Raw genomic sequence first — 20,357 nt, 5'->3', positions numbered from 1 at the left:
ACTATCAACATTTAATACATTTAAACTTAATTAAGGATAACAAGCCATGTCAAACAATGATCCCAAAAACAGTAACGATAACAATGTAAAAAAAGCGACCGATAATAAAGCCGTCGTTGGCGTAGAAGTCGTCAAAGACGATACCGTAGTATTTGAAGACGGTAACTTTGATGAATACAATGCTGAGCATGATTACCAAGAGGGCGAAGAGCAAGACAAAAAAGCTCAGGACGATAAAGCGAAAACCACCCCAGCTCCAAACAAAGCCGATAGTGCGACCAAAAACGATAAGCCAGCGGCCGATAAAGCTAAAAATCAAGACAAGCCCCAAAACCAAGACAAGACTCAAAGCACAAGTAAAGCTAAAGATACTGACGCTAAGAACGAGTCAGATAATAAGAGCAATACTCAAAGCGCTAATAAAGATAAAGAAGCGGATAACGTTGAAGCCTCTGTAAAAGAGCAAGCCCCTAAAAAAGACGATAAATCAGCAAAAGCAGAAACTGCTAAAGACGATAGCAAAGCTGATGCTAAAGACGATAGCAAAGCTGATAAAAAACAAGCGCCGAAAAAAGCGAGCAAAGCTACCAAAGCAGAAACCGCAAAAAAAGACAGCGAAGCTAAAGCTGACGATGCTGCCCAAAAAGAGACGTCTAGCAAAAGTGACAAGTCTGATAAAGCTGCTGAGCAGAAGAGCGACGCCGAACAAAATGATGCAAATGACCAAGCGCAGTCTGATGAAGACAACGCTAACATGTCGATGGCAGGTCTCTTTCAGTGGGCCAATAAGCTCAGAGAAGACTTTATGTCAGAAGCAATGGGCATCACCAATGGCGTCACTGAAAAAGCCACAGCTATGACGCTAGAGCGCTTAATCGCTATGGTAGATATGGAGCTGGCTGCCTTTGATAAAAGCGTAGATGTCGCCAAAAAACTCATCGCCAATGTAGAAGAAGAGCGTAGTAAGATCGCCAGTAGAAAAGAGAAGTATCAAAGCATGATTGATGATCTAAACCAAGAGTAACCGTTTCATCTTGTAAGTTTAGAGTGTGATAAATCCAATGTTAGGCGTTTATTTAAGCGTTTAGCATTGGATTTTTTTATGCGTTAAAAGTCATAGTAAATGTCTATATCGGTATCTTTACTTACTATGAGATAATTTTTTAGTTTGAAAAGACCGACCAGCCTGTTCTTTCTACCAGTAGCTCTAGCGCTTTTGTGCCAAGTTCTGAGTTACCTACTGGATTTAGGCCAGGTGACCATACTGCGATTGCGCCTTTACCCGGCGCGATTGTTAGAATGCCGCCACCGACGCCGCTTTTGCCCGGCAGACCCACCTGATAGGCAAACTCCCCAGAGCCATCATAATGACCACACATCATCATCAGTGAATTAATCCGCTTAGATTGCTGCGGGCTGATCACCTTGGCTCCTGTGGGTTCATTGATACCGTTAGAGACCAAAAATAGACCAGCGCGAGCTAATTGCTCACAGCTCATGGCAATCGAGCATTGATGAAAGTAGGTATTAAGTATGGCATCGACGTCATGCTGCAGATGCCCAAAAGACTTCATAAAATGCGCAAGTGCGGCGTTGCGATCCTCGTGCTCAATCTCAGATCTTGCGACTTTATAATCAAAGCTGATCGACTCGTCGTCTGCTATAAAGTGCACAAATTGTAAAATCTCATCCAATATCTCTTTTGGCTCGCGTCCCATAGTGATGGCATCGACCACCGCAATCGCCCCTGCATTAATAAAGGGGTTACGCGGTCTGCCCGATTCGTACTCGAGTATGGTAATGGAGTTAAAGGGGTCGCCTGAGGGCTCACGACCAACATGATTCCACAGCGCACTGCCAAGCTTACTAAGGCCGATAGTTAGCGTAAATACTTTGGAGATACTTTGTATCGAGAATAGCGTGCTGGCATCCCCTGCGCTATAGACCTGCCCATCAGGAGTCGCGACAGCGATACCGAACTGGTTAGGATCGACATGCGCCAGCTGCGGAATGTAGTCCGCTACTTTTCCGCGCTCGGTCTTAAGCGCCATTTGGGCGGCGATGTCATCTAGGATTTGTTGCATCATAAAGGGATAGCCGTGTTTTTATTGATTTATTAAGTAGGCATGATTTTAACTGAATTAGTAAATATAAAGAGGAATAAGAAAATTTCCATTTACTAAGAATTAGACCAGTTTATTAAAATAACTTTCATCAATAGCCAATACCGTGTTTACATTTTTTTCAATCACACCGATACGGTTTTCAATCATTAAACTAACCATACTGTCACCATCAATTAACCTTATAGTATATTGATGTTCTAATGATTTATGATACTCATAGGCTGCTTTAGTAAATTTAGCTGTTGTCATGAATATCCCTTGTCTTAGTGAGTAGGGCGCAAGACTACCTATAAAGTTTTGTAAATCGGGGCTACCTATATTGTTCGATGTATAACGTTTGCATTGGATATAGTATTTCACTGGATGACCTAAGTAATCTTGAACTGTAACGATACAGTCTATGCCCATATCACCTGATTTTCCGTTGTGTACTAAAGCATTTCCAACATTGGCTTTAGGAAACAGCTCATATATCACTTGTGCTGACAGCTTTTCAAACTGTTCAGGATTTATGGACTTTATTTTTTCTAGAAGTTGATTTTTAAGACTCTCTATACAATTGGCTTTTTTAGATTCTATATTACAGCTATCGAAATCTGTTAGCACAAATTCTAATTTACCTTTACTATTTAAAATCCAGTTTATTTCTTCTTTTAAAGCTGCTATTAGTTCTTTGATAAGAGGGTCGCCATCCTTGCCATACATTTTTTTCATCATGTTGTCTATTCTAACTAACATGTTCTCTGCTACTAAGTCATCCCCACAATAACCATTTTTAGAGTGATAAACTAAATCCTCTAGATGATTATGTATCAAACTACTCGCCATTACTCTTAGTGCTTTTATAGAAATATAATCTATATCAAAACTCTTTAATGGTACTACAATAGAATCAGATAAATTATACCTTGTGCCAGCCTTTAATCTTTTTTTAACAACGTAACCCGATGCGATCAAAATCTCTAGAGCCAGTTCTTCGTAAGTCTGATAATAGTAGTATTCATTGTCTACAATAGTGTCTGAAGTAAGTTTTATAGTTTTAAATTCAATTGCGCTGTGATTAAAATTTAACCTTTCACACACTCTCTCAAGAAGTTTACTTTGGGAAACTCGTCCTCCATTTATATGTCTTGCTCGTCCTTCGTTTTTATATTGTAAAAGATAATTAACATATTCAGCTAAAAAATTTGAAAACGATGGTGTTTGTTGGCTCATATAGTACTCTTACTCTATTTAATACTAAGATAAAATTATAAAGATTTAATATGCTACAAAGATGCAAGAATGTCTATCAATCTATATGAAATTTAATCGATAGTAAACGTAGGGTGCGCCCAGTGCACCGATGTATAACGATAACTTATCCAGTGGTGCGCATGGCACACCCTACGAAAACTATATTTATTTTTTACAGTTCTATGTGCTGGGCTAAAAGCCCAGCCTACGCCAAAACTTAATATCTAAAATGTTTCCACAAAAAAACCGCCCTAACCAAAAAGCTAGAGCGGTTTTTCTAAATCAAAAAAAAGTACTTATTCAGCAGTATCAGCCGTTACATTTTGCTCAATACCTTTCATAGTCAGCTTAATGCGACCACGGTTGTCGACGTCTTGGACGAAGACATTGACCTTTTGACCTTCTTTTAGATAGTCAGAGACATTCTCGACGCGCTCTTCTGCGATTTGTGAGATATGCACGAGACCATCAGTGTTTGGCAAGACGTTAACGAACGCACCGAAGTCAACGATACGAGCGACCGTGCCTTCATAGGTTTTGCCGACTTCAACTTCAGCCGTTAGCGCCTCGATTTTACCGATAGCCGCTTTGGTTGCTGCTTTGTTCTCACCAAAGATACGAATCGTGCCCGCATCATCGATATCGATAACCGCGCCAGTTTCTTCAGTGAGCTGACGAATCATCGCACCACCTTTACCGATGACATCACGAATCTTATCAGGGTTGATTTCGATGACCGCATAGTTCGGTGCATGAGCGTTGATTTCAGTACGGCTCTCTGGCAATACTTTATTCATCGCGTCAAGGATATGAATACGACCGGCATGGGCTTGCTTCAGCGCCTGCTCCATGATGTCAGGCGTGATGCCTTCGATTTTAATATCCATCTGAAGGGCTGTGATACCGTCTTTAGAACCAGCGACTTTAAAGTCCATATCGCCTAGATGATCTTCATCACCCAAGATGTCTGATAGTACCGCAAAGCGCTCGCCTTCTTTAACCAAACCCATCGCAATACCAGCAACTGGTGCTTTGATCGGTACGCCTGCGTCCATCAATGCCAAGCTTGCACCGCAAACAGAGGCCATAGAAGACGAGCCGTTTGACTCAGTAATTTCAGATACGACGCGGATGACATACGGGAAGCGTTCGCTATCTGGTAGCATCGCTTGCACACCGCGGCGCGCTAGGCGACCATGGCCGATTTCGCGGCGTTTTGGGATACCTTCGCGGCCTGTCTCACCGACTGAGAAATGCGGAAAGTTATAATGCAGCATGAAATGATCACGAATCGTGCCGCCTAGTGAGTCGATCATATTCACATCACGGCTGTTACCTAAAGTCGTTGTGACCAGAGCCTGAGTCTCACCGCGAGTAAATAGCGCTGAACCATGCGTGTATGGCAATACGCCAACTTGTACGTCAAGCGCACGGACAGTATCTAAATCACGACCATCGATACGCGGCTTACCTGACAAGATATTGTCACGAACGGTGCGGTATTTGAGATCATTAAAGATATCTTTGAGCTTGGAGACATTGCTGCTGTAGTCCTCTGACTCTTTATCACCTGCTAGAGCATCGATAGCCGCTTGTTTGACGTCATCGAGCTTGGCGTAACGCTCTTGCTTATCTGTAGTGGTATAAGCGTCAGCCACTTGCGCGCCGAACTGCTCTTTCATGCTGCTCTCAAGCGACGCGTCTGCCTTTGGCGCTTCGAACTGCTGCTTGGCGGTGCCAATCTCTTGTGCCATTGAAGCAATGTTATCGATGACGATTTGCTGCTGCTCATGACCGTATAGTACCGCGCCTAGCATTTGATCTTCTGATAGCTCAGCGGCCTCAGACTCAACCATAAGTACCGCAGACTTAGTACCCGCGACAACTAGATCAAGATCACTTTCTTTGAGCTGCTCAAGCGTTGGGTTGAGGACGTATTCACCACCGATGAAACCAACACGGGCGGCGGCGACTGGACCATTGAATGGCGCATCAGAGATAGCGAGTGCAGCAGACGCGCCGATTAGAGCTGCGATATCAGCAGATTGGGTCTTATCCGATGACACAACTGTCGCGGTAATTTGAATCTCGTTGACGTAGCCTTCAGGGAATAGCGGACGAATTGGGCGGTCGATCAAGCGTGAGGTTAGGGTTTCAAACTCGCTGGCGCGGCCTTCACGTTTGCCGTAAGCCCCTGGGATTTTACCTGCCGCGTACATTTTTTCTTGGTAGTTGACCGTTAGCGGGAAGAAGTTTTGACCCTCTTTTGGATCTGATTTGACGACTGCGGCAACCAGTACCGTCACGCCGCCCATATGTACCATAATCGAGTTGGCTTGACGGGCAACGCGGCCTGTCTCGATGACGACTTGCTGATTACCGTATTGAAATTCACGCTTCACTGTATTAAACATTGTCATATAAGTTTCCTAGTATTGAGACTGATAATATCCGTATAAAGAGTCTGTCATCAGTCGTTAAATTTTTAAGTGCTAAGTTTTAAATACTATAGTCAGTTCAAAGTAAAATTGTCATAAATTTAGACGAGCTACTGGTATAAATTTTACTGGCGTGCTATTACCTTTCAACGCTGCGCAACTTCACGTAAAAAATAGCATCCCAGCAGCGCTATATCATTTTTAGAGTAAATCAACTATAAGTGCTAAATTGCTATCTCATTCATCTATCAATTATTTTGCTTTAAATAAAGAGCTTTTCCCTATCGCTGTGATCGCTCAATTATCTGTTACTACTCGTACTGGTTCAAATTCTGTTTTTTATGCTCATGTTACCTAAGCCTTTGTCTCTATAAAGCGCCTAACGACGCTCATTTTAAAAAGGGTCAGCTTAAGCTATATCAGGATACAAATTCACAAGGCATTATTTTACAGTGATTTATCGCCCTTGACCAATTAATCGCACAATTGGCTCAAACCTTGTCACTTAGATAAAATAGCAGCCATAAAAAAGCGGCGTGAATCTATTCCACACCGCTTTTGTAATACTCAGATATCTTATCGATAATCACACAGCTGAGTGTGATATTAACGACGTAGACCCAATTGGCTGATCAGTGTGGTATAGCGACCAAGATCTTTACCTTTTAGGTAATCAAGAAGTTTACGGCGCGTGTTTACCATACGGATAAGACCACGGCGGCTATGATGATCGCCTTTGTGCTCTTTAAAATGGTTCTGTAGATCGTTAATACGGGCGCTTAATAGGGCAACCTGAACTTCAGGGGAGCCAGTATCGTTCTCGCCGCGTTGGTATTGAGCAATGATTTGTTCGCGATCAGTATTCGTTAGCATAATTCTCTCCAGCAATGCTAAGAGCTCTATAATTTACTCAAACAGATGAGTGCTTATAGAACCGTAAAAATAAAAAAGCTTTGGCATCATTCAGGACAACCCTGCATTACTAGAGTTGACCTAGTGAACGCTAAGCATTCAAGGGTCGTATTATTAAACAATGAGCTTCACACGTAAACATTCAAGCTTAGCCGTCTATCTAGATACTAACTAACTAGATGCTAAAACTATATCAAAGTTTTGCATAAGAGCTATTGCCAATACGGCGCTGATTATAACAAAAAACTGCCACATTAGCAGCAGTTTTTATGGTGAGTTCACACATTTGATATCACAGTAACATCAATGGATAGACTCATTATAAGGATTACTTATCGTTGTTCTTTTTAACATCGTCTTCTGTAGCATGTCGACCAAGCTCGCTATCATCAAGCGGCGCAGTTGTTGCTTCTGCTAAACTATCAGGAGCCTCATCAGTTGGGTTAATCTCTTTGTATTGCTCTTCGATTTTCTTTTCTTGTTCATCCATTATTACTCTCCTATTCTTATAATAATTTTGCAAACCTAAAATAATAGCTTTCTTCTTAAAAGAAACGCTTTGAAAAATTTTTATAGAAGATAGCCATGATAGTTACAAGTTGTTAGCTATAAGTGCTTACTTATCGTCTTTAGCATTCTCTACATTGTCTGCAATACGATCGGCAGCAGCTTCTGTCTCTTCGTTATAATTGTCTTCGGTTTGATTCTTTAGTGAAGCGATTTGCGAGTCAGACTTTTGTTGCTCAAGCTTGGTATCATTTGGGTTAGGCTGTGTCATAGTAGATCCTTAGTGGTGGTTAAGTAAATTAAATCAGATATAGAAGAATAGAACTAGGATAGTGCTTTGTCGATAGCATCTACGAAATCATCAATATCATCTGGATTGCGTGAAGTGATCAGATTACCATCAATCTGCACGCTCTTGTCGACGAATTTTGCACCTGCGTTCTCTAGATCGGTTTGCAAGGAGTGATAAGCGGTTAGCGTTTTGCCTTTTGCAATGCCTGTATTAATCAGTGCCCATGGCGCATGGCAGATGACAGCTAAAGTTTTATTTGCGTCGTTAATAGCATTGATGATGCTATGAGCTTCTTTGTTGCCGCGAATAGTATCAGCGTTTACCGTACCGCCTGGTAATACGAGCGCATCATAATCAGCAACGTTTGCTTCATTGGCGAACATGTCAGCCGTGAACGTATCAGCTTTATTGACGTCCTGCTGCATCGCTTGTACTTGTTTATCGTCATTAGTAGTAATCAGAACGGTCTTATAGCCTTTGTCTTTGAGCTGGTTATTGACGTCTTCATACTCTGCTTGTTCAAAATTATTATGTAGTAAAAAAGCGATCGTTTTCATAATCTACTCCATTATTGATTATAGTCTCCTACTAGCTTACGTTGTCGCTGTTTTTATTATCATTAGTGTCTAGTAGGTTTGGCTAGTCTATAAAAAAAACAGGTCACGCCATAGACGTAACCTGCAATAAAATGTGACGATATGTGATTAATGTAATGCCCTAGTAATGCAATCTATAAATGGATGAGCTTTTTAGGCTGCAAGCGTCCGTTGAGACTAAGTGCCCCTAGACCAATAAACTGTTCCTGTTCGTCAACGAGACGTATATCTATAGGCATCTCATGATGCAAGAGTGGCTCGGCTTTTGGTTCTAGATGGTTCTTAGAATCAACCAAAATCTCATCAGACACTTGAGAATCGATACTGCTTGAGAGGTAGTTTTTAATATCAACACTCATCTGCTCTAAGACATTAAGGCGTTGACCTTGGCGTATACGTGCAACTTGCGCTGCGGTCAGCATAAGGGTAGCAGGTATATCAATACAAGCGTCCACTGGCAGCAATTGCTCAAAACGTTTATCAAGTGCTAGTGCTTCAAGCTCTAGTATGGTTATGGCATCATCAATAGCGAACTTGCCCACTTGCAATCGTCGTAATGCGGTTAAGTGACCGAGCGTGCCTAACGCTTGCGCGATATCCTCTCCCAGCACGCGTATGTAAGTGCCCTTAGTACAGGTTGCGGTGAGTTGCAACTGAGTGTCATCAATGGCAATCAGCTGGATATCTTTGATGACAATATCTCTTGCTGCACGTTCAACCTCAATGCCAGCACGCGCGTACTCGTAGAGCTTTTTGCCGTCTTTTTTGAGTGCAGAATACATAGGCGGGACTTGCTGCTGCGCGCCCAAAAACTTTTGAGCGATGCGCTCTAGTAGCGGCTGATCAATTTGAGTTACCTGAGCAGTCGCAATAACTTGCCCGTCAGCGTCGCCCGTATCGGTTTGACTACCGAGCGCAATAGTCGCCTGATAGGATTTGTCCGCGTCGAGTTGATAGTGACTAAACTTGGTCGCCTCCCCTAAGCAGATCGGCAAAAGACCTGTCGCCATAGGATCAAGCGTACCTGTATGCCCCGCCTTTTTGCTGTCATGCATTGGCGACTTAAACAGATACTTCACCTTTGACACGACTTGCTGCGAGGTCATACCTTGTGGTTTATCCACCAAGATAACGCCAGAGACCCTTTGTTTATCTATCTGTTTTTGCTTAGTCATTTTGCGAGGCGTCGTTTTCTACGTCATCTTCGTTTTGCTCAGTTTTGGTGACAGCTTGACTGATTAAGTCCATCATATAGTTACCACGCGCGGTCACTTCATCATAGTGAAAGCGCAGGCGCGGCGTCGTCCGTGTTTTTAGGCTATGGCTTAGCTCTGTACGCAAAAATCCTGCGGCGTTGTTGAGTACTTTGATGCTCTCTTCGTGACTGGTTTTGACCATAGCATCATTAAGCTCAGGCTCCATGATAGTGACATAGACATCAGCGTAGCCTAGATCTGGGCTAACCTTTACGCTAGAGATGGTCACAAAACCCGTTAGACGCGGATCATTGACTTCATCACGGATAAGGACGGCAAGCTCGCGCTGGATTTGATCAGCCAAGCGTTGTAGACGTTGGTTCATAGAATTAACCTTACTGTAGTAAAATTTTTATAGTTAAAATACATTTAGAGCGCTCATTTTATAACAAGGGCTATTCGGTAAAAAAGGCCTAGCAGGGTACACCTGTTAGGCCTAGTGGTAACTGACTATCAAACAATAGCCTTAGATCGTACGTGCGAACTCTTGAATCTCAAAGACTTCAATCTTATCGCCCGCTTCGACATCATAGCCACGAACCGCAAGACCACATTCCATCCCCGTACGCACTTCATTGACGTCTTCTTTGTAACGACGTAATGATTGCAATTGACCGGTAAAGATAACTTGGTCATCACGTAGTACGCGGATAGGCTTGTTGCGATAGATCGTGCCTTCAACTACCATACAACCGGCAGCTGCACCAAACTTACTAGAGCGGAATACTTCGCGAACATCCGCCACACCAAGGATCTTCTCACGATGTTCAGGCGCGAGCATACCGCTCATAGCTGCTTTGACATCGTCGATCAGACCATAGATGACGCTGTAGTAGCGAATGTCCATATCAGCGCTATCGGCTTTGCGGCGTGCAGTGGCATCAGCGCGAACGTTGAAACCTAACAGCACCGCTTCACTAGATTCAGCAAGGGTAACGTCAGACTCTGAGATTGGACCAACGCCTGAGCTGATAACGCGAACTTTGACTTCGTCAGTAGATAACTCATTGAGTGCTGCAAGTAGAGCTTCTAAAGAACCGCGAACATCAGTCTTAAGTACAATGTTTAAGAAAGACACATCACCTTGTTCCATCTGATCAAACATGCTCTCAAGGCGCATAGCGTTTTGACGTTCAAGTTGACGTTCACGCTCACGATTGGCTCTAAAATCAGCAACTTCGCGAGCTTTTTTCTCGTCGGTAACGACTAAGAATTCGCTACCAGCCGCTGGCGTCTCAGGTAAACCTAAGATCTCAACAGGGATAGAGGGACCCGCTGACTTAACACGTTGACCATGCTCGTCCGTTAGCGCACGAACTTTACCATAATGCTCGCCTGCTAGAACGAGATCGCCTTGCTTCAATGTACCTTTTTTGACCAGTACGCTGACGACAGGACCACGACCTTTTTCTAATCTTGATTCGATAACGACGCCTTGAGCAGCACCATCTAGTGGGGCTTCTAATTCCATCAACTCAGACTGCAAGCTGATAAGCTCTAACAGCTCATCGATACCGTCACCTGTTTTGGCAGATATACGAGCCATTGGTGTATCACCACCCCAATCCTCTGACACCACTTCTTTCGTCGTCAGCTCATTGAGAACGCGATCAGGATCAGCGCTTGGCTTATCCATTTTGTTGATAGCGACGATAATAGGCGTACCTGCCGCGCGGGCATGATCAATCGCTTCTGCCGTTTGTGGCATCATGCCATCGTCAGCGGCGACAACTAAAACAACAATATCCGTCGCCTGAGCACCACGTGAGCGCATCGCACTAAAGGCGGCGTGACCTGGAGTATCTAAAAAGGTAATGACGCCGCGATCTGTCTGTACATGGTACGCACCGATATGCTGAGTGATACCGCCAGCTTCACCTGTGGCAACTTTAGTCTCACGAATCTTATCAAGTAAGGATGTCTTGCCATGATCAACGTGACCCATGATAGTGACGACGGGTGGACGCGTTTGTACGTTACTGCTGCGCTCATCAACGGCATCATGTAGATCGTCTTCGACTTTGGTATCGCTAACGGGTACTGGGTTGTGACCCATCTCTTCTACGATTAAACTCGCTGTCGCTTGGTCTATCATGTCAGATTCGCGAACGATTTCGCCCATTTTCATAAGCAGTTTGATCACTTCGCGAGCTTTGACTGCCATACGCTGAGCTAAATCAGATACTGCGATTTGCTCGCTAATTTCGACGTCATAGACGATTTTTTCGACAGGCTTTTCAAACTTATGCTGTGACGCTTGCGTTGAAGTCAGACCGTTCTTACGATTCTTGATTTCACGCTCATCTTGGTTTTTGCGGCGACGACCACGAGCACCCGTACTATTAGAACCACGTTTGATCTCACGGCGCTCTTTTTCAAACGACTCCTCAAGCGCGTCTCCTACAAGGCCTTCAGCTAATGGCTCATCTTTACGAACTTCTGCCACAGGCTCACGATCGGTATACTTACCCGCCATTTTGCGCATCTGCTCAAGCGTACGCTTTTGCGCTTCTTCAGCTTGTACGCGGCGCGTCTCAGCTTCGATTTCACGTAAGCGTGCTTCCTCAACTTCACGTGCTTCGCGTGCTTTACGTTCAGCTGCGGTTTCAACTTTTGGCTTAGTCGCGGCAACCTTTTTCTTAGGCTGCTCTTTTGACTTGACTTCAACTGCCGCTTTGCCGCCTTTTTTGACGACAACAGAGGCTGCAACATCATCGTTTTTGTCATCAGAGGACTTGTTAGAGCCCAAGCTTGCACGCATCGCTGCTAGCGTTGCTGCTTGACGTTCTTCAGATTTTTTCTTAGCAGCTTGGCGCTCTTCGGCATCTTTTGCAGCGCGAGCTTGTGCTTCAGCCAAAGCCTGTTCACGAGCGGCTAATTCTGCTGCCATTTTTTCTGGATCAGGCTTGTCGAATACTTTTTTCTTACGTACTTCAACATTGACGCTTTTGGACTTACCAGAGGAGCCAGTCACGCGCGCGGTGCTCGTCGTCTTAGACTTAAGACTGATACGGCGCTTGTCGGTCTGGCCATGACTTTGTTTTAAATACGTCACTAACTTCTCTTGCTCGCGTTCAGTGACCATGTCACTCTCTTCGCGAGCAGGCAGTCCGGCATCTACCAGTTGCTGTTTTACAGCACTTGCGGTTTTGCCGACCATTTCTGCTAGTTCTTTGACGGTCTTATCTGCCATTTATTATCACCTACTGTCTATTGTTTGCTATATTTTCAATTCAATTGTTGGCTACAAATGATTGCGTTAAGGCAAATGTTGCTCGCTAGACTTTACGCTAAGAACAACATCCACGCTTTATGGTTGATAGCATATCACCAAAAGACAGCGATATGCAGTTAGTACCTATTCATCGAACCAAGATTCCCGGGCTTTCATAATTAATTTTCCTGCGGTGTCATTATCTAAACCTTCGATATCTTCTAGATCAAATACGGCCTGTTCTGCCAAGTCATCAACGGTAATAATGTCTTTTTGCGCCAGTTTATAGGCCAGATTGACGCTCATACCTTCAAGGTCTTGTAGCTCTTGACTTGGCTCTTTCATGTTTTGTTGTTTGACTAGCTCATCTGCGATGACCACTTCTTTAGCGCGCTCTTGAATCATATCAATCGCTTCGTCATCCAAGCCTTCGATATCATAAAAGGTCTCAACAGGCACATAAGCTACTTCTTCGATAGTCGTAAAACCAATATCGACAAGGGCTTGTGCCAAATCACGATCTACTTCTAAACGCTCATAAAATAAATCGATAAAGGCTTTTGATTCGCTCTCTTGGCGCTCTTGATACTCTTCTTCTAGCATCATGTTGAGCTTATAACCAGTCAGCTCAGAGGCCAGACGTACGTTTTGACCTTGTGAGCCAATCGCACGTGCAAGCTGATCGTTGGTACTAAAGACAATATCAGCTGTCTTGGCATCTTCATCTAGGATGATACTGCTGACATCAGCAGGCTCAAGCGCACTGATAATGAACTGGGCAGGATCATCTGACCACACCACGACATCGATACGCTCGCCGTCGAGTTCTTGTTGTACCGCTTGGATACGCGTACCACGCATACCGATACAAGCCCCAACAGGATCAATACGATGATCATTGGTTTTGACCGCTATTTTAGCACGAGTACCAGGCAGGCGAGCGACATTACGAATCTCAATGATCTCTTCTGCAATCTCAGGGACTTCCTTTTGCATCAGTGCTGAGAGCATTTCAGGATGCGTGCGGGATAATAGTAACTGCGCGCCGCGATTTTCACGGTTGACATGATAAAGGATAGCATTGATACGAGATTTGGCACGCAATTGCTCACGTGGCAGCATCTGATCACGAGACAGATAGCCTTCGGCGTTATCGCCTAAGTCAACAATGTAACCATCGCGAGTTTGTTTTTTGACTTCGCCATACATCATCTCACCAACGCGAGATTCAAAAGCATCGGCAACCAAAGCACGCTCAGCTTCACGAATCTTTTGGATAATAACTTGCTTGGCTTGCGTGGCTGCAATACGGCCAAATTCGATAGACTCAATCTGCTCTTCTTTGACATCACCAATGGACCACTCATCCGTGTCAAGATCAGTAATAGCAAGCTGACAGGCTGGCATCTCGTGGTCTTCATCAGCGACTACTGTCCAGTAACGATAAGTATCGTAGTCGCCCGTGTCACGATTGATCGCGACACGTACCGCTACTTCTGGCTGTTCGGTATAGACCTTTTTTTTAGTGGATACCACCAGAGCATCTTCGATAGCCTCAAAGATGTCTTCAGGGTTCAATCCTTTTTCGTTACTGACAGTTTCTACTACCGTTAAGATTTCACGACTCATACTCTATCTGTCCTATCGTTTTGTTATTGACTCATATCTTATCATTGATGTCGTAACGTTTATCGTCATTACGAATGTCATTACTGCTATTGTCACAATGAGTTTATTGTCACAATGAGTTATTCACAGCTCAAATTTTTGATATTAGATTATATGTAGCGCTAGACGTCTTCATAGATCAAGTTTGCTTTATCTATATTACTAAAAGCAATCTCAAACACTTCGCCATCAGAGGCGCTAAGCGTTAGTGAGGTATCGTCCATACTATCGAGCTTGCCTGTCGCTTTGCGGCGTTTTTTGTCGCCCTGCCCAATCGCTTGTATCAAACGAAGGCTTACCGTTTGACCGATGTAATCACGCATTTGCGACTCTGAAAAGAACGCCCGATCAAAGCCAGGTGAGGATACTTCTAGAATAAACTCGCCTGCGATAGGGTCATGCACTTCTAATATACCGCTGACTTGATGATTCACCGCCGCGCAGTTCTCAATAGTTACTTGCTTGTCTTGTGCTTGGTCTTCAGGCAACGCCTCAATATAGATACGCAGTAAAGAGCGCTGACCTTGCGGTACAAATTCTACGCCCCATAGCGACACATCACAAGCGGCAACAGCAGGCTCGATGATAGCGGTTAATTCAGCAACTTTGGTTGATAATTTCATAATGTATTTATTTTTTCCTATTGACGTATCACTTGTACATAATAAACGGCAACGACTTTGCCTGTTATTTTGGGCAAAAGCGCTCAGTCTAGGTTTTCTATGACCTAATCTTATTTATAGGCAAATGGATGTCATAAGATAAGGTAGAAGACCGTACTACTTATAAAATACTTATAAATAAGCACTCACTATGCCTAGTAGGCAGGCGCCACACAAGCTAATGCTTGGCATAGTAGGACAAGTGTCATGATAACACAAAGCTTTAGGTACAAAAAAACCCACAAACATAATGGTGGGCTAATCGACACTGGCTATTTAGGGTACAAACATCAGTATAAAAAGTGGTAGCGGGGGCTGGATTTGAACCAACGACCTTCGGGTTATGAGCCCGACGAGCTACCAGACTGCTCCACCCCGCAACAATTTAGAATGCGTATTATAGGTAGGTTTAATCACCTTGTCAATCTTTATTTAAATAAAGAGCGCTATAATGCATCGGTACTATACAAAACAAACATTACAAAACAAACATTAAAACTTGGTGCGATTGGGGGGACTTGAACCCCCACAGCTTGCGCCACCACCCCCTCAAGATGGCGTGTCTACCAATTCCACCACAATCGCTTATGAGACTATAAACTCTCATCACACTGCTTTTGACTATCTACTTTTAGCTACGCTGCTCTTTGAGGAAAATTCAGAACAGTAGGTCGACTATTAAGAGTCGGCTGCAAAAACAGAAAAAGTATTGTAAGACTAACGCATCAAAATAGCAAGCGCTGAGTATCCATCAATAGATGATTATACCGAAACCTTGCTTTTTACTACTGCTGAGGGTTCTCGGTTAACGGGCGCGGCGTTTGCGGCGCAGATACCGGCGCATCTAGGCGAAACTGATCTTCAGCCTGCTCGCGAGCATTGACTGCAAGTACCATACTGGTAATAAAAAATATAACCGTAAGCACAGCTGTCGCACGAGTCAAAAAGTTGGCCGTACCCGCTGCGCCAAAGACTGTACCAGAGGAGCCTGCACCAAAGGAGGCTCCAGCATCCGCCCCTTTACCATGCTGTATCAAAATCAAGCCGATCATAGCAATCGCTACGATAATATGTATGGCTAATATAAACGTAAACATGGTGTCCTCTTTTGCCGCCTAATGACGACTGGTAACAATAATAAATGATGTGAACCAACGACTTATAGCTCAAATAAAAAAACTTATGACAATACTCGCTAGAAAAAATCTAAAGTTTGTGCCATTCGACCTTGTCAAATTAGAACTGCTCTTCAAATTAGAACTGCTCTTCAAATTAGAACTGCTCGTTAGATTAGAACTGATAGTATCAAGGCTTAATAAATAAGGCGCATTATACACGATTGCAAGGGCACTATTAAAGTGACTTTTATCACCTCAAAGAACACCGTTTAGATCCGTCAGCCTACTCTTAGAGCAAAGAGTATAAGACCAAAGATCTTAATACAATACTAAGCTACTCATTAGCTTAACTAAAGGCATCCGCTATCGCCAAAAAGCTCTCTACCTTTAGTGAAGCGCCGCCCACCAAAGCGCCATCTATCATACTATCAGCAGCAAAGTCTTGCGCATTATCTGCATTAACACTACCGCCATAGAGTACATTTATATTACTAAAGGCGGGCGAGAGGCCAGCGAGCGTCTGCTTGATATGCTGATGGGTGGCGCTGACCTCAAAGACGGTTGGGACTTTGCCTGTACCAATCGCCCATACTGGCTCATAAGCTATCATTAGGTGCGATGAGAGAGAGTCGGTGATCTCTGGCTGCTGGGCTAGTAAGTCTTTGATAATGGATAACTGCTCATCGATAACATTTAGGGTTTGCTTGTCATCGTACTGCGCTTGCGTCTCACCAATACAAAATATGGCGCCCAAGTTTTGTTTGAGGGCACAAGATAGCTTTTGCATAAGCGCCTCATGAGACTCTTGATGGTACTGACGGCGCTCAGAGTGACCTAGTAGCGTCCACGTTGCACCAGCATCAGCGACTTGCTGCGCTGAGCAATCCCCAGTGTAGGCACCTGTACTATCACTATGCGCGCTAATATCTTGTGCAGCGGCAAGTAGCGATGTTCCCTTAATTTGCGTAGCCACAGCTGCTAAGTGAATGCTACTTGGGGCGACCATTAACTGACAAGTTATTGGCGCAGATTTTGCATCAATAGCAGCAAGTAAGCCTTGTACCAGTGCGCCTGCTTCGTGACTGGTGGCAGGATTTTGTTTCCAGTTGCCTATTACCCAAGTTTGCATCTTGTTTGCCCTATATGATTTATCATTATCGCTTTGTGCGCGCAAGTATAACAAATATTTTGCAAGTGCTATAGTATATAGAACACTAGGCTGTGTTTGATATTCGACCATAGCACTGATAGCAAGGTTAGGGAGAGACCATATCTATGACAACTATTAAAATCGGCGGCTTAGCGCAGCAGCTCATTAGCGAAGGGATCGTCAACGAGGCGCAAATGGATACTGCGCAAAGAGAGGCGCAGCAGCAGCAAATGGGACTGGTGTCTTATTTGGTAGATAACAAAATAGCCAATGCTTATCAGTTAGCAAAAATGATGTCGCAAGCTTTTGGCGATCCTTTATTTGATCTCAATGCGTTAAGCGATGACATCATACCCAAAGACTTAATTGATGAAAAAATAGTCCGTAAATTTAATGCGCTACCTATTTTTAAGCGTGGTCAACGGCTTTTTGTCGCGCTCAGTGACCCTACGCGTATCGATGCCATAGACGCCGTCGCCTTTAACTCGCGCTTGTCTGTTGAGACGGTAGTGGTTGAGGAGGATAAGCTCAAAGCCCGTATCGAGAAGCTATATGCTGATAGTATGCAAAACTTTAGCGGGTTTGCCGATAGCGACTTAACGGTCGATTTTGAAGACCCTGATGCTGATGATGGCGAGACCAAACTCTCTGATGGCGTTGATGAAGCGCCCGTTGTCAAATTCGTCAATAAAATGCTCGTTGATGCCATTCGTATGGGCGCATCAGATCTTCATTTTGAGCCATATGAAAAGAGCTTTCGTGTGCGTTTTCGCGTTGATGGCGTCATGCAAAAGATGGCCAACCCGCCCGTACAACTTGCCAGCAAAATCGCCGCCCGCCTAAAAGTCATGTCGCAAATGGACATCTCAGAGCGCCGCGTGCCACAAGATGGGCGTATCAAACTTAAACTATCCAAAAATAAAGCCATCGACTTTCGGGTAAGCTCATTACCGACGCTGTTTGGCGAAAAGCTAGTGTTACGTATTTTAGACCCCTCCTCTGCTATGCTTGGTATTGAAGCTTTAGGCTATGAGCCTGATCAGCAAGAGATGTTTTTAGAAGCGCTTCATAAGCCGCAAGGTATGCTGCTGATTACCGGACCAACAGGTTCTGGTAAGACCGTTTCTTTATATACGGGTATTAATATCCTAAATACCGGCGAAACTAATATCTCTACCGCAGAGGATCCTGTTGAGATTAACTTAGAGGGTATCAATCAAGTCAACGTCAACGCCAAAGTTGGTTTAACCTTTGCCAATTCGCTCAAGTCTTTTTTGCGTCAAGATCCTGATATCGTCATGGTCGGTGAGATTCGAGATTTAGAGACCGCTGAGATTGCGATTAAGGCGGCGCAAACGGGACATATGGTACTCTCAACGCTGCACACCAACTCAGCACCTGAAACCTTGACCCGTCTACGCAACATGGGTGTGGCCTCCTTTAATATCGCCACTTCAGTCAACTTGGTTATCGCACAAAGGCTGGCTCGTAGATTATGTAAAAACTGCAAAAAACCTATCGATGTACCGCGTCAAAGCCTGCTTGAGATTGGCTTTACCGATGCAGACTTGGATGACCCCAATAATCACATCAGCGAGCCTGTGGGTTGTAGCGAGTGCCGTGAAGGCTACAAAGGCCGCGTTGGTATTTATGAGGTTATGAAAGTCAGTCCGGATATCTCGCGTATTATCATGGAAGATGGCAATGCGATCGATATCAAAGATGCTGCGCTCAAAAATGGTTTTAGAGATTTGCGCCGCTCTGGTATTTTAAAGGTACTCCAAGGCGTGACGAGTATTCAAGAGATGATGCGCGTTACTTCTGAATAAGCGCACAAACCGACCTGAATAAGCGCGTAAACCAACGAGAAAAGCGCTAAAATTAACATCAATACGTAATCGATTTTAAGCTAAAATAAATACAGTTTATTGAATCATAATTGAGGGTGAGCACATGGCGAAAGCTAAGACAGATATGCTATTGGACTTTGTCTATGATGGAGTCAATCGCCGTGGGCAAAAGATCAAGGGCGAGACCACTAGCCGTAGCTTGGAGCTGGCAAAAGCAACTTTGCGCAAACAAGGTATTACGGTTAAAGGTATTAAGAAAAAGCCTAAACCCCTATTTGAGTTCAAAAAACCGATCAAAGCTATCGATATCGCCATATTTTCGCGCCAGCTGGCGACGATGATGAAAGCGGGCGTGCCGCTTACGCAGTCGTTTGAGATCGTCGCCGACTCGCTTGATAACCCAAGTATGAAAGAGCTGGTCTTAGACATAAAAGCTGATATTGAAGCCGGCGGCACCTTTGCCTCAGCCCTGCGCAAACATCCGCGCTACTTTGATGATCTGTTTTGCTCACTAGTCGATTCAGGCGAGCAATCAGGAGCGCTTGAAACTATGCTGGAGCGGGTTGCCACTTATAAAGAAAAAAGTGAGCTACTCAAGGCAAAAATCAAAAAAGCGATGAAATATCCTATCGCGGTCATCGTTGTGGCCATTATCGTCACTATGATTTTGCTGATCAAAGTTGTCCCTGTATTCTCCGATCTGTTTGCCTCCTTTGGTGCAGAGCTGCCCGCTTTTACCCAAATGGTCGTTGGGATGTCTGAATGGATGCAATCGTGGTGGTTCGTACTGATCTTAATCATTGGCGCAGCTATCATAGGGTTCTCAGAAGCCAAAAAACGCTCTAAGAAGTTTCGTGACTTTCTAGATCGCGCGACGCTAAAGCTACCGATCTTTGGCAATATTGCTTATCAAGCGATTATCGCTCGCTTCTCGCGGACGCTATCCACCACTTTTGCCGCAGGTGTACCGCTCATTGATGCGCTAAACTCTACTGCTGGTGCGACCAATAACGTGGTCTTTTATGATGCCACTCAGCAAATCAAAAACGACGTGGCCACCGGTCAGCAGTTGCAGTTCTCTATCCGCTCAACCAACCTATTCCCAAGTCTTGTCATCCAGATGGTCGGTATCGGTGAGGAGTCCGGAAGCCTAGAGGAGATGCTAGACAAGGTAGCTATATACTATGAGAATGAGGTCGATAACGCGGTCGATGGTTTAACGAGCCTAATGGAGCCACTCATTATGGCGGTGCTTGGGGTATTAGTCGGCGGCTTGGTCATTGCTATGTACTTACCCATTTTCCAAATGGGTTCAGTGGTCGGCTAAAGGAT

Annotated in this window: 17 protein-coding genes and 2 tRNA genes; 3 read left to right on the top strand and 16 right to left on the bottom strand. The window is 44.2% G+C overall.

All coding sequences use genetic code 11. The features are described 5' to 3' along the window. Window positions 1–46 precede the first annotated feature (46 nt). On the top strand, window positions 47–1,024 hold the full coding sequence (locus ACR64J_RS00480; protein WP_435950006.1) for a hypothetical protein: 978 nt from the start codon (window positions 47–49) through the stop codon (window positions 1,022–1,024). A gap of 139 nt (window positions 1,025–1,163) precedes the next feature. On the opposite strand, the gene ACR64J_RS00475 is transcribed toward ACR64J_RS00480, so the two are convergent. From ACR64J_RS00475 to tpiA, 16 genes are all read right to left on the bottom strand, one after another. Further along, complete coding sequence (locus ACR64J_RS00475; RefSeq protein ID WP_435950005.1) at window positions 1,164–2,087, bottom strand: glutaminase; 924 nt, start codon at window positions 2,085–2,087, stop codon at window positions 1,164–1,166. Between the two features lie 99 nt (window positions 2,088–2,186). Continuing rightward, complete coding sequence (locus ACR64J_RS00470; protein WP_435950004.1) at window positions 2,187–3,341, bottom strand: restriction endonuclease; 1,155 nt, start codon at window positions 3,339–3,341, stop codon at window positions 2,187–2,189. A 317-nt stretch (window positions 3,342–3,658) separates the two neighbouring features. Beyond that, entirely contained in the window at window positions 3,659–5,782 is a 2,124-nt protein-coding gene (pnp, locus tag ACR64J_RS00465) for a polyribonucleotide nucleotidyltransferase (protein WP_435950003.1), read from the bottom strand. A 624-nt stretch (window positions 5,783–6,406) separates the two neighbouring features. Continuing rightward, a complete protein-coding gene (rpsO, locus tag ACR64J_RS00460) occupies window positions 6,407–6,676 on the bottom strand; it encodes a 30S ribosomal protein S15 (RefSeq protein ID WP_435951085.1) in 270 nt (89 codons plus the stop codon). A 364-nt stretch (window positions 6,677–7,040) separates the two neighbouring features. Next, window positions 7,041–7,202, bottom strand: a complete 162-nt coding sequence (locus ACR64J_RS00455) for a hypothetical protein (RefSeq protein WP_435950002.1) — start codon at window positions 7,200–7,202, stop codon at window positions 7,041–7,043. Between the two features lie 126 nt (window positions 7,203–7,328). Continuing rightward, on the bottom strand, window positions 7,329–7,490 hold the full coding sequence (locus ACR64J_RS00450) for a hypothetical protein (protein WP_317200487.1): 162 nt from the start codon (window positions 7,488–7,490) through the stop codon (window positions 7,329–7,331). A gap of 53 nt (window positions 7,491–7,543) precedes the next feature. Next, a complete protein-coding gene (locus tag ACR64J_RS00445; protein WP_317200486.1) occupies window positions 7,544–8,068 on the bottom strand; it encodes a type 1 glutamine amidotransferase domain-containing protein in 525 nt (174 codons plus the stop codon). A gap of 173 nt (window positions 8,069–8,241) precedes the next feature. Continuing rightward, on the bottom strand, window positions 8,242–9,282 hold the full coding sequence (gene truB, locus ACR64J_RS00440; RefSeq protein ID WP_435950001.1) for a tRNA pseudouridine(55) synthase TruB: 1,041 nt from the start codon (window positions 9,280–9,282) through the stop codon (window positions 8,242–8,244). Beyond that, complete coding sequence (locus tag ACR64J_RS00435) at window positions 9,275–9,688, bottom strand: ribosome-binding factor A (RefSeq protein ID WP_317200484.1); 414 nt, start codon at window positions 9,686–9,688, stop codon at window positions 9,275–9,277. Before ACR64J_RS00435 ends, truB begins: the two co-directional genes overlap by 8 nt. A gap of 141 nt (window positions 9,689–9,829) precedes the next feature. After that, on the bottom strand, window positions 9,830–12,556 hold the full coding sequence (infB, locus tag ACR64J_RS00430; RefSeq protein WP_435950000.1) for a translation initiation factor IF-2: 2,727 nt from the start codon (window positions 12,554–12,556) through the stop codon (window positions 9,830–9,832). Between the two features lie 165 nt (window positions 12,557–12,721). Then, the gene (nusA, locus tag ACR64J_RS00425; RefSeq protein ID WP_435949999.1) at window positions 12,722–14,206 is read right to left on the bottom strand and encodes a transcription termination factor NusA; all 1,485 of its coding nucleotides are present in this window, start codon (window positions 14,204–14,206) and stop codon (window positions 12,722–12,724) included. Window positions 14,207–14,367: 161 nt separating this feature from the next. Then, a complete protein-coding gene (gene rimP / locus ACR64J_RS00420) occupies window positions 14,368–14,868 on the bottom strand; it encodes a ribosome maturation factor RimP (protein WP_435949998.1) in 501 nt (166 codons plus the stop codon). Between the two features lie 342 nt (window positions 14,869–15,210). Continuing rightward, window positions 15,211–15,287, bottom strand: a tRNA-Met gene (locus tag ACR64J_RS00415). A gap of 120 nt (window positions 15,288–15,407) precedes the next feature. Then, window positions 15,408–15,492: transfer RNA gene (locus ACR64J_RS00410), tRNA-Leu, on the bottom strand. Between the two features lie 200 nt (window positions 15,493–15,692). Continuing rightward, window positions 15,693–16,004: a preprotein translocase subunit SecG gene (secG, locus tag ACR64J_RS00405; protein ID WP_317200480.1), complete on the bottom strand. Its 312-nt coding sequence runs from the start codon at window positions 16,002–16,004 to the stop codon at window positions 15,693–15,695. Window positions 16,005–16,371: 367 nt separating this feature from the next. Then, window positions 16,372–17,154 (bottom strand): triose-phosphate isomerase, encoded by a 783-nt coding sequence (gene tpiA / locus ACR64J_RS00400; RefSeq protein ID WP_435949997.1) that lies wholly within the window; start codon window positions 17,152–17,154, stop codon window positions 16,372–16,374. Window positions 17,155–17,300: 146 nt separating this feature from the next. Here tpiA and pilB point away from each other — a divergent pair, with 146 nt between their 5' ends. After that, window positions 17,301–19,004: a type IV-A pilus assembly ATPase PilB gene (pilB, locus tag ACR64J_RS00395; RefSeq protein ID WP_435949996.1), complete on the top strand. Its 1,704-nt coding sequence runs from the start codon at window positions 17,301–17,303 to the stop codon at window positions 19,002–19,004. Window positions 19,005–19,128: 124 nt separating this feature from the next. Further along, the gene (locus tag ACR64J_RS00390; protein ID WP_317200477.1) at window positions 19,129–20,352 is read left to right on the top strand and encodes a type II secretion system F family protein; all 1,224 of its coding nucleotides are present in this window, start codon (window positions 19,129–19,131) and stop codon (window positions 20,350–20,352) included. Window positions 20,353–20,357 lie beyond the last annotated feature (5 nt).

The sequence above is a fragment of the Psychrobacter sp. DM8 genome, from assembly GCF_051307025.1.
Taxonomy (GTDB): domain Bacteria; phylum Pseudomonadota; class Gammaproteobacteria; order Pseudomonadales; family Moraxellaceae; genus Psychrobacter.
The sequence above is the reverse complement of the archived record's forward strand: the minus strand, read 5'-3'. Positions and strand labels throughout refer to the sequence as shown.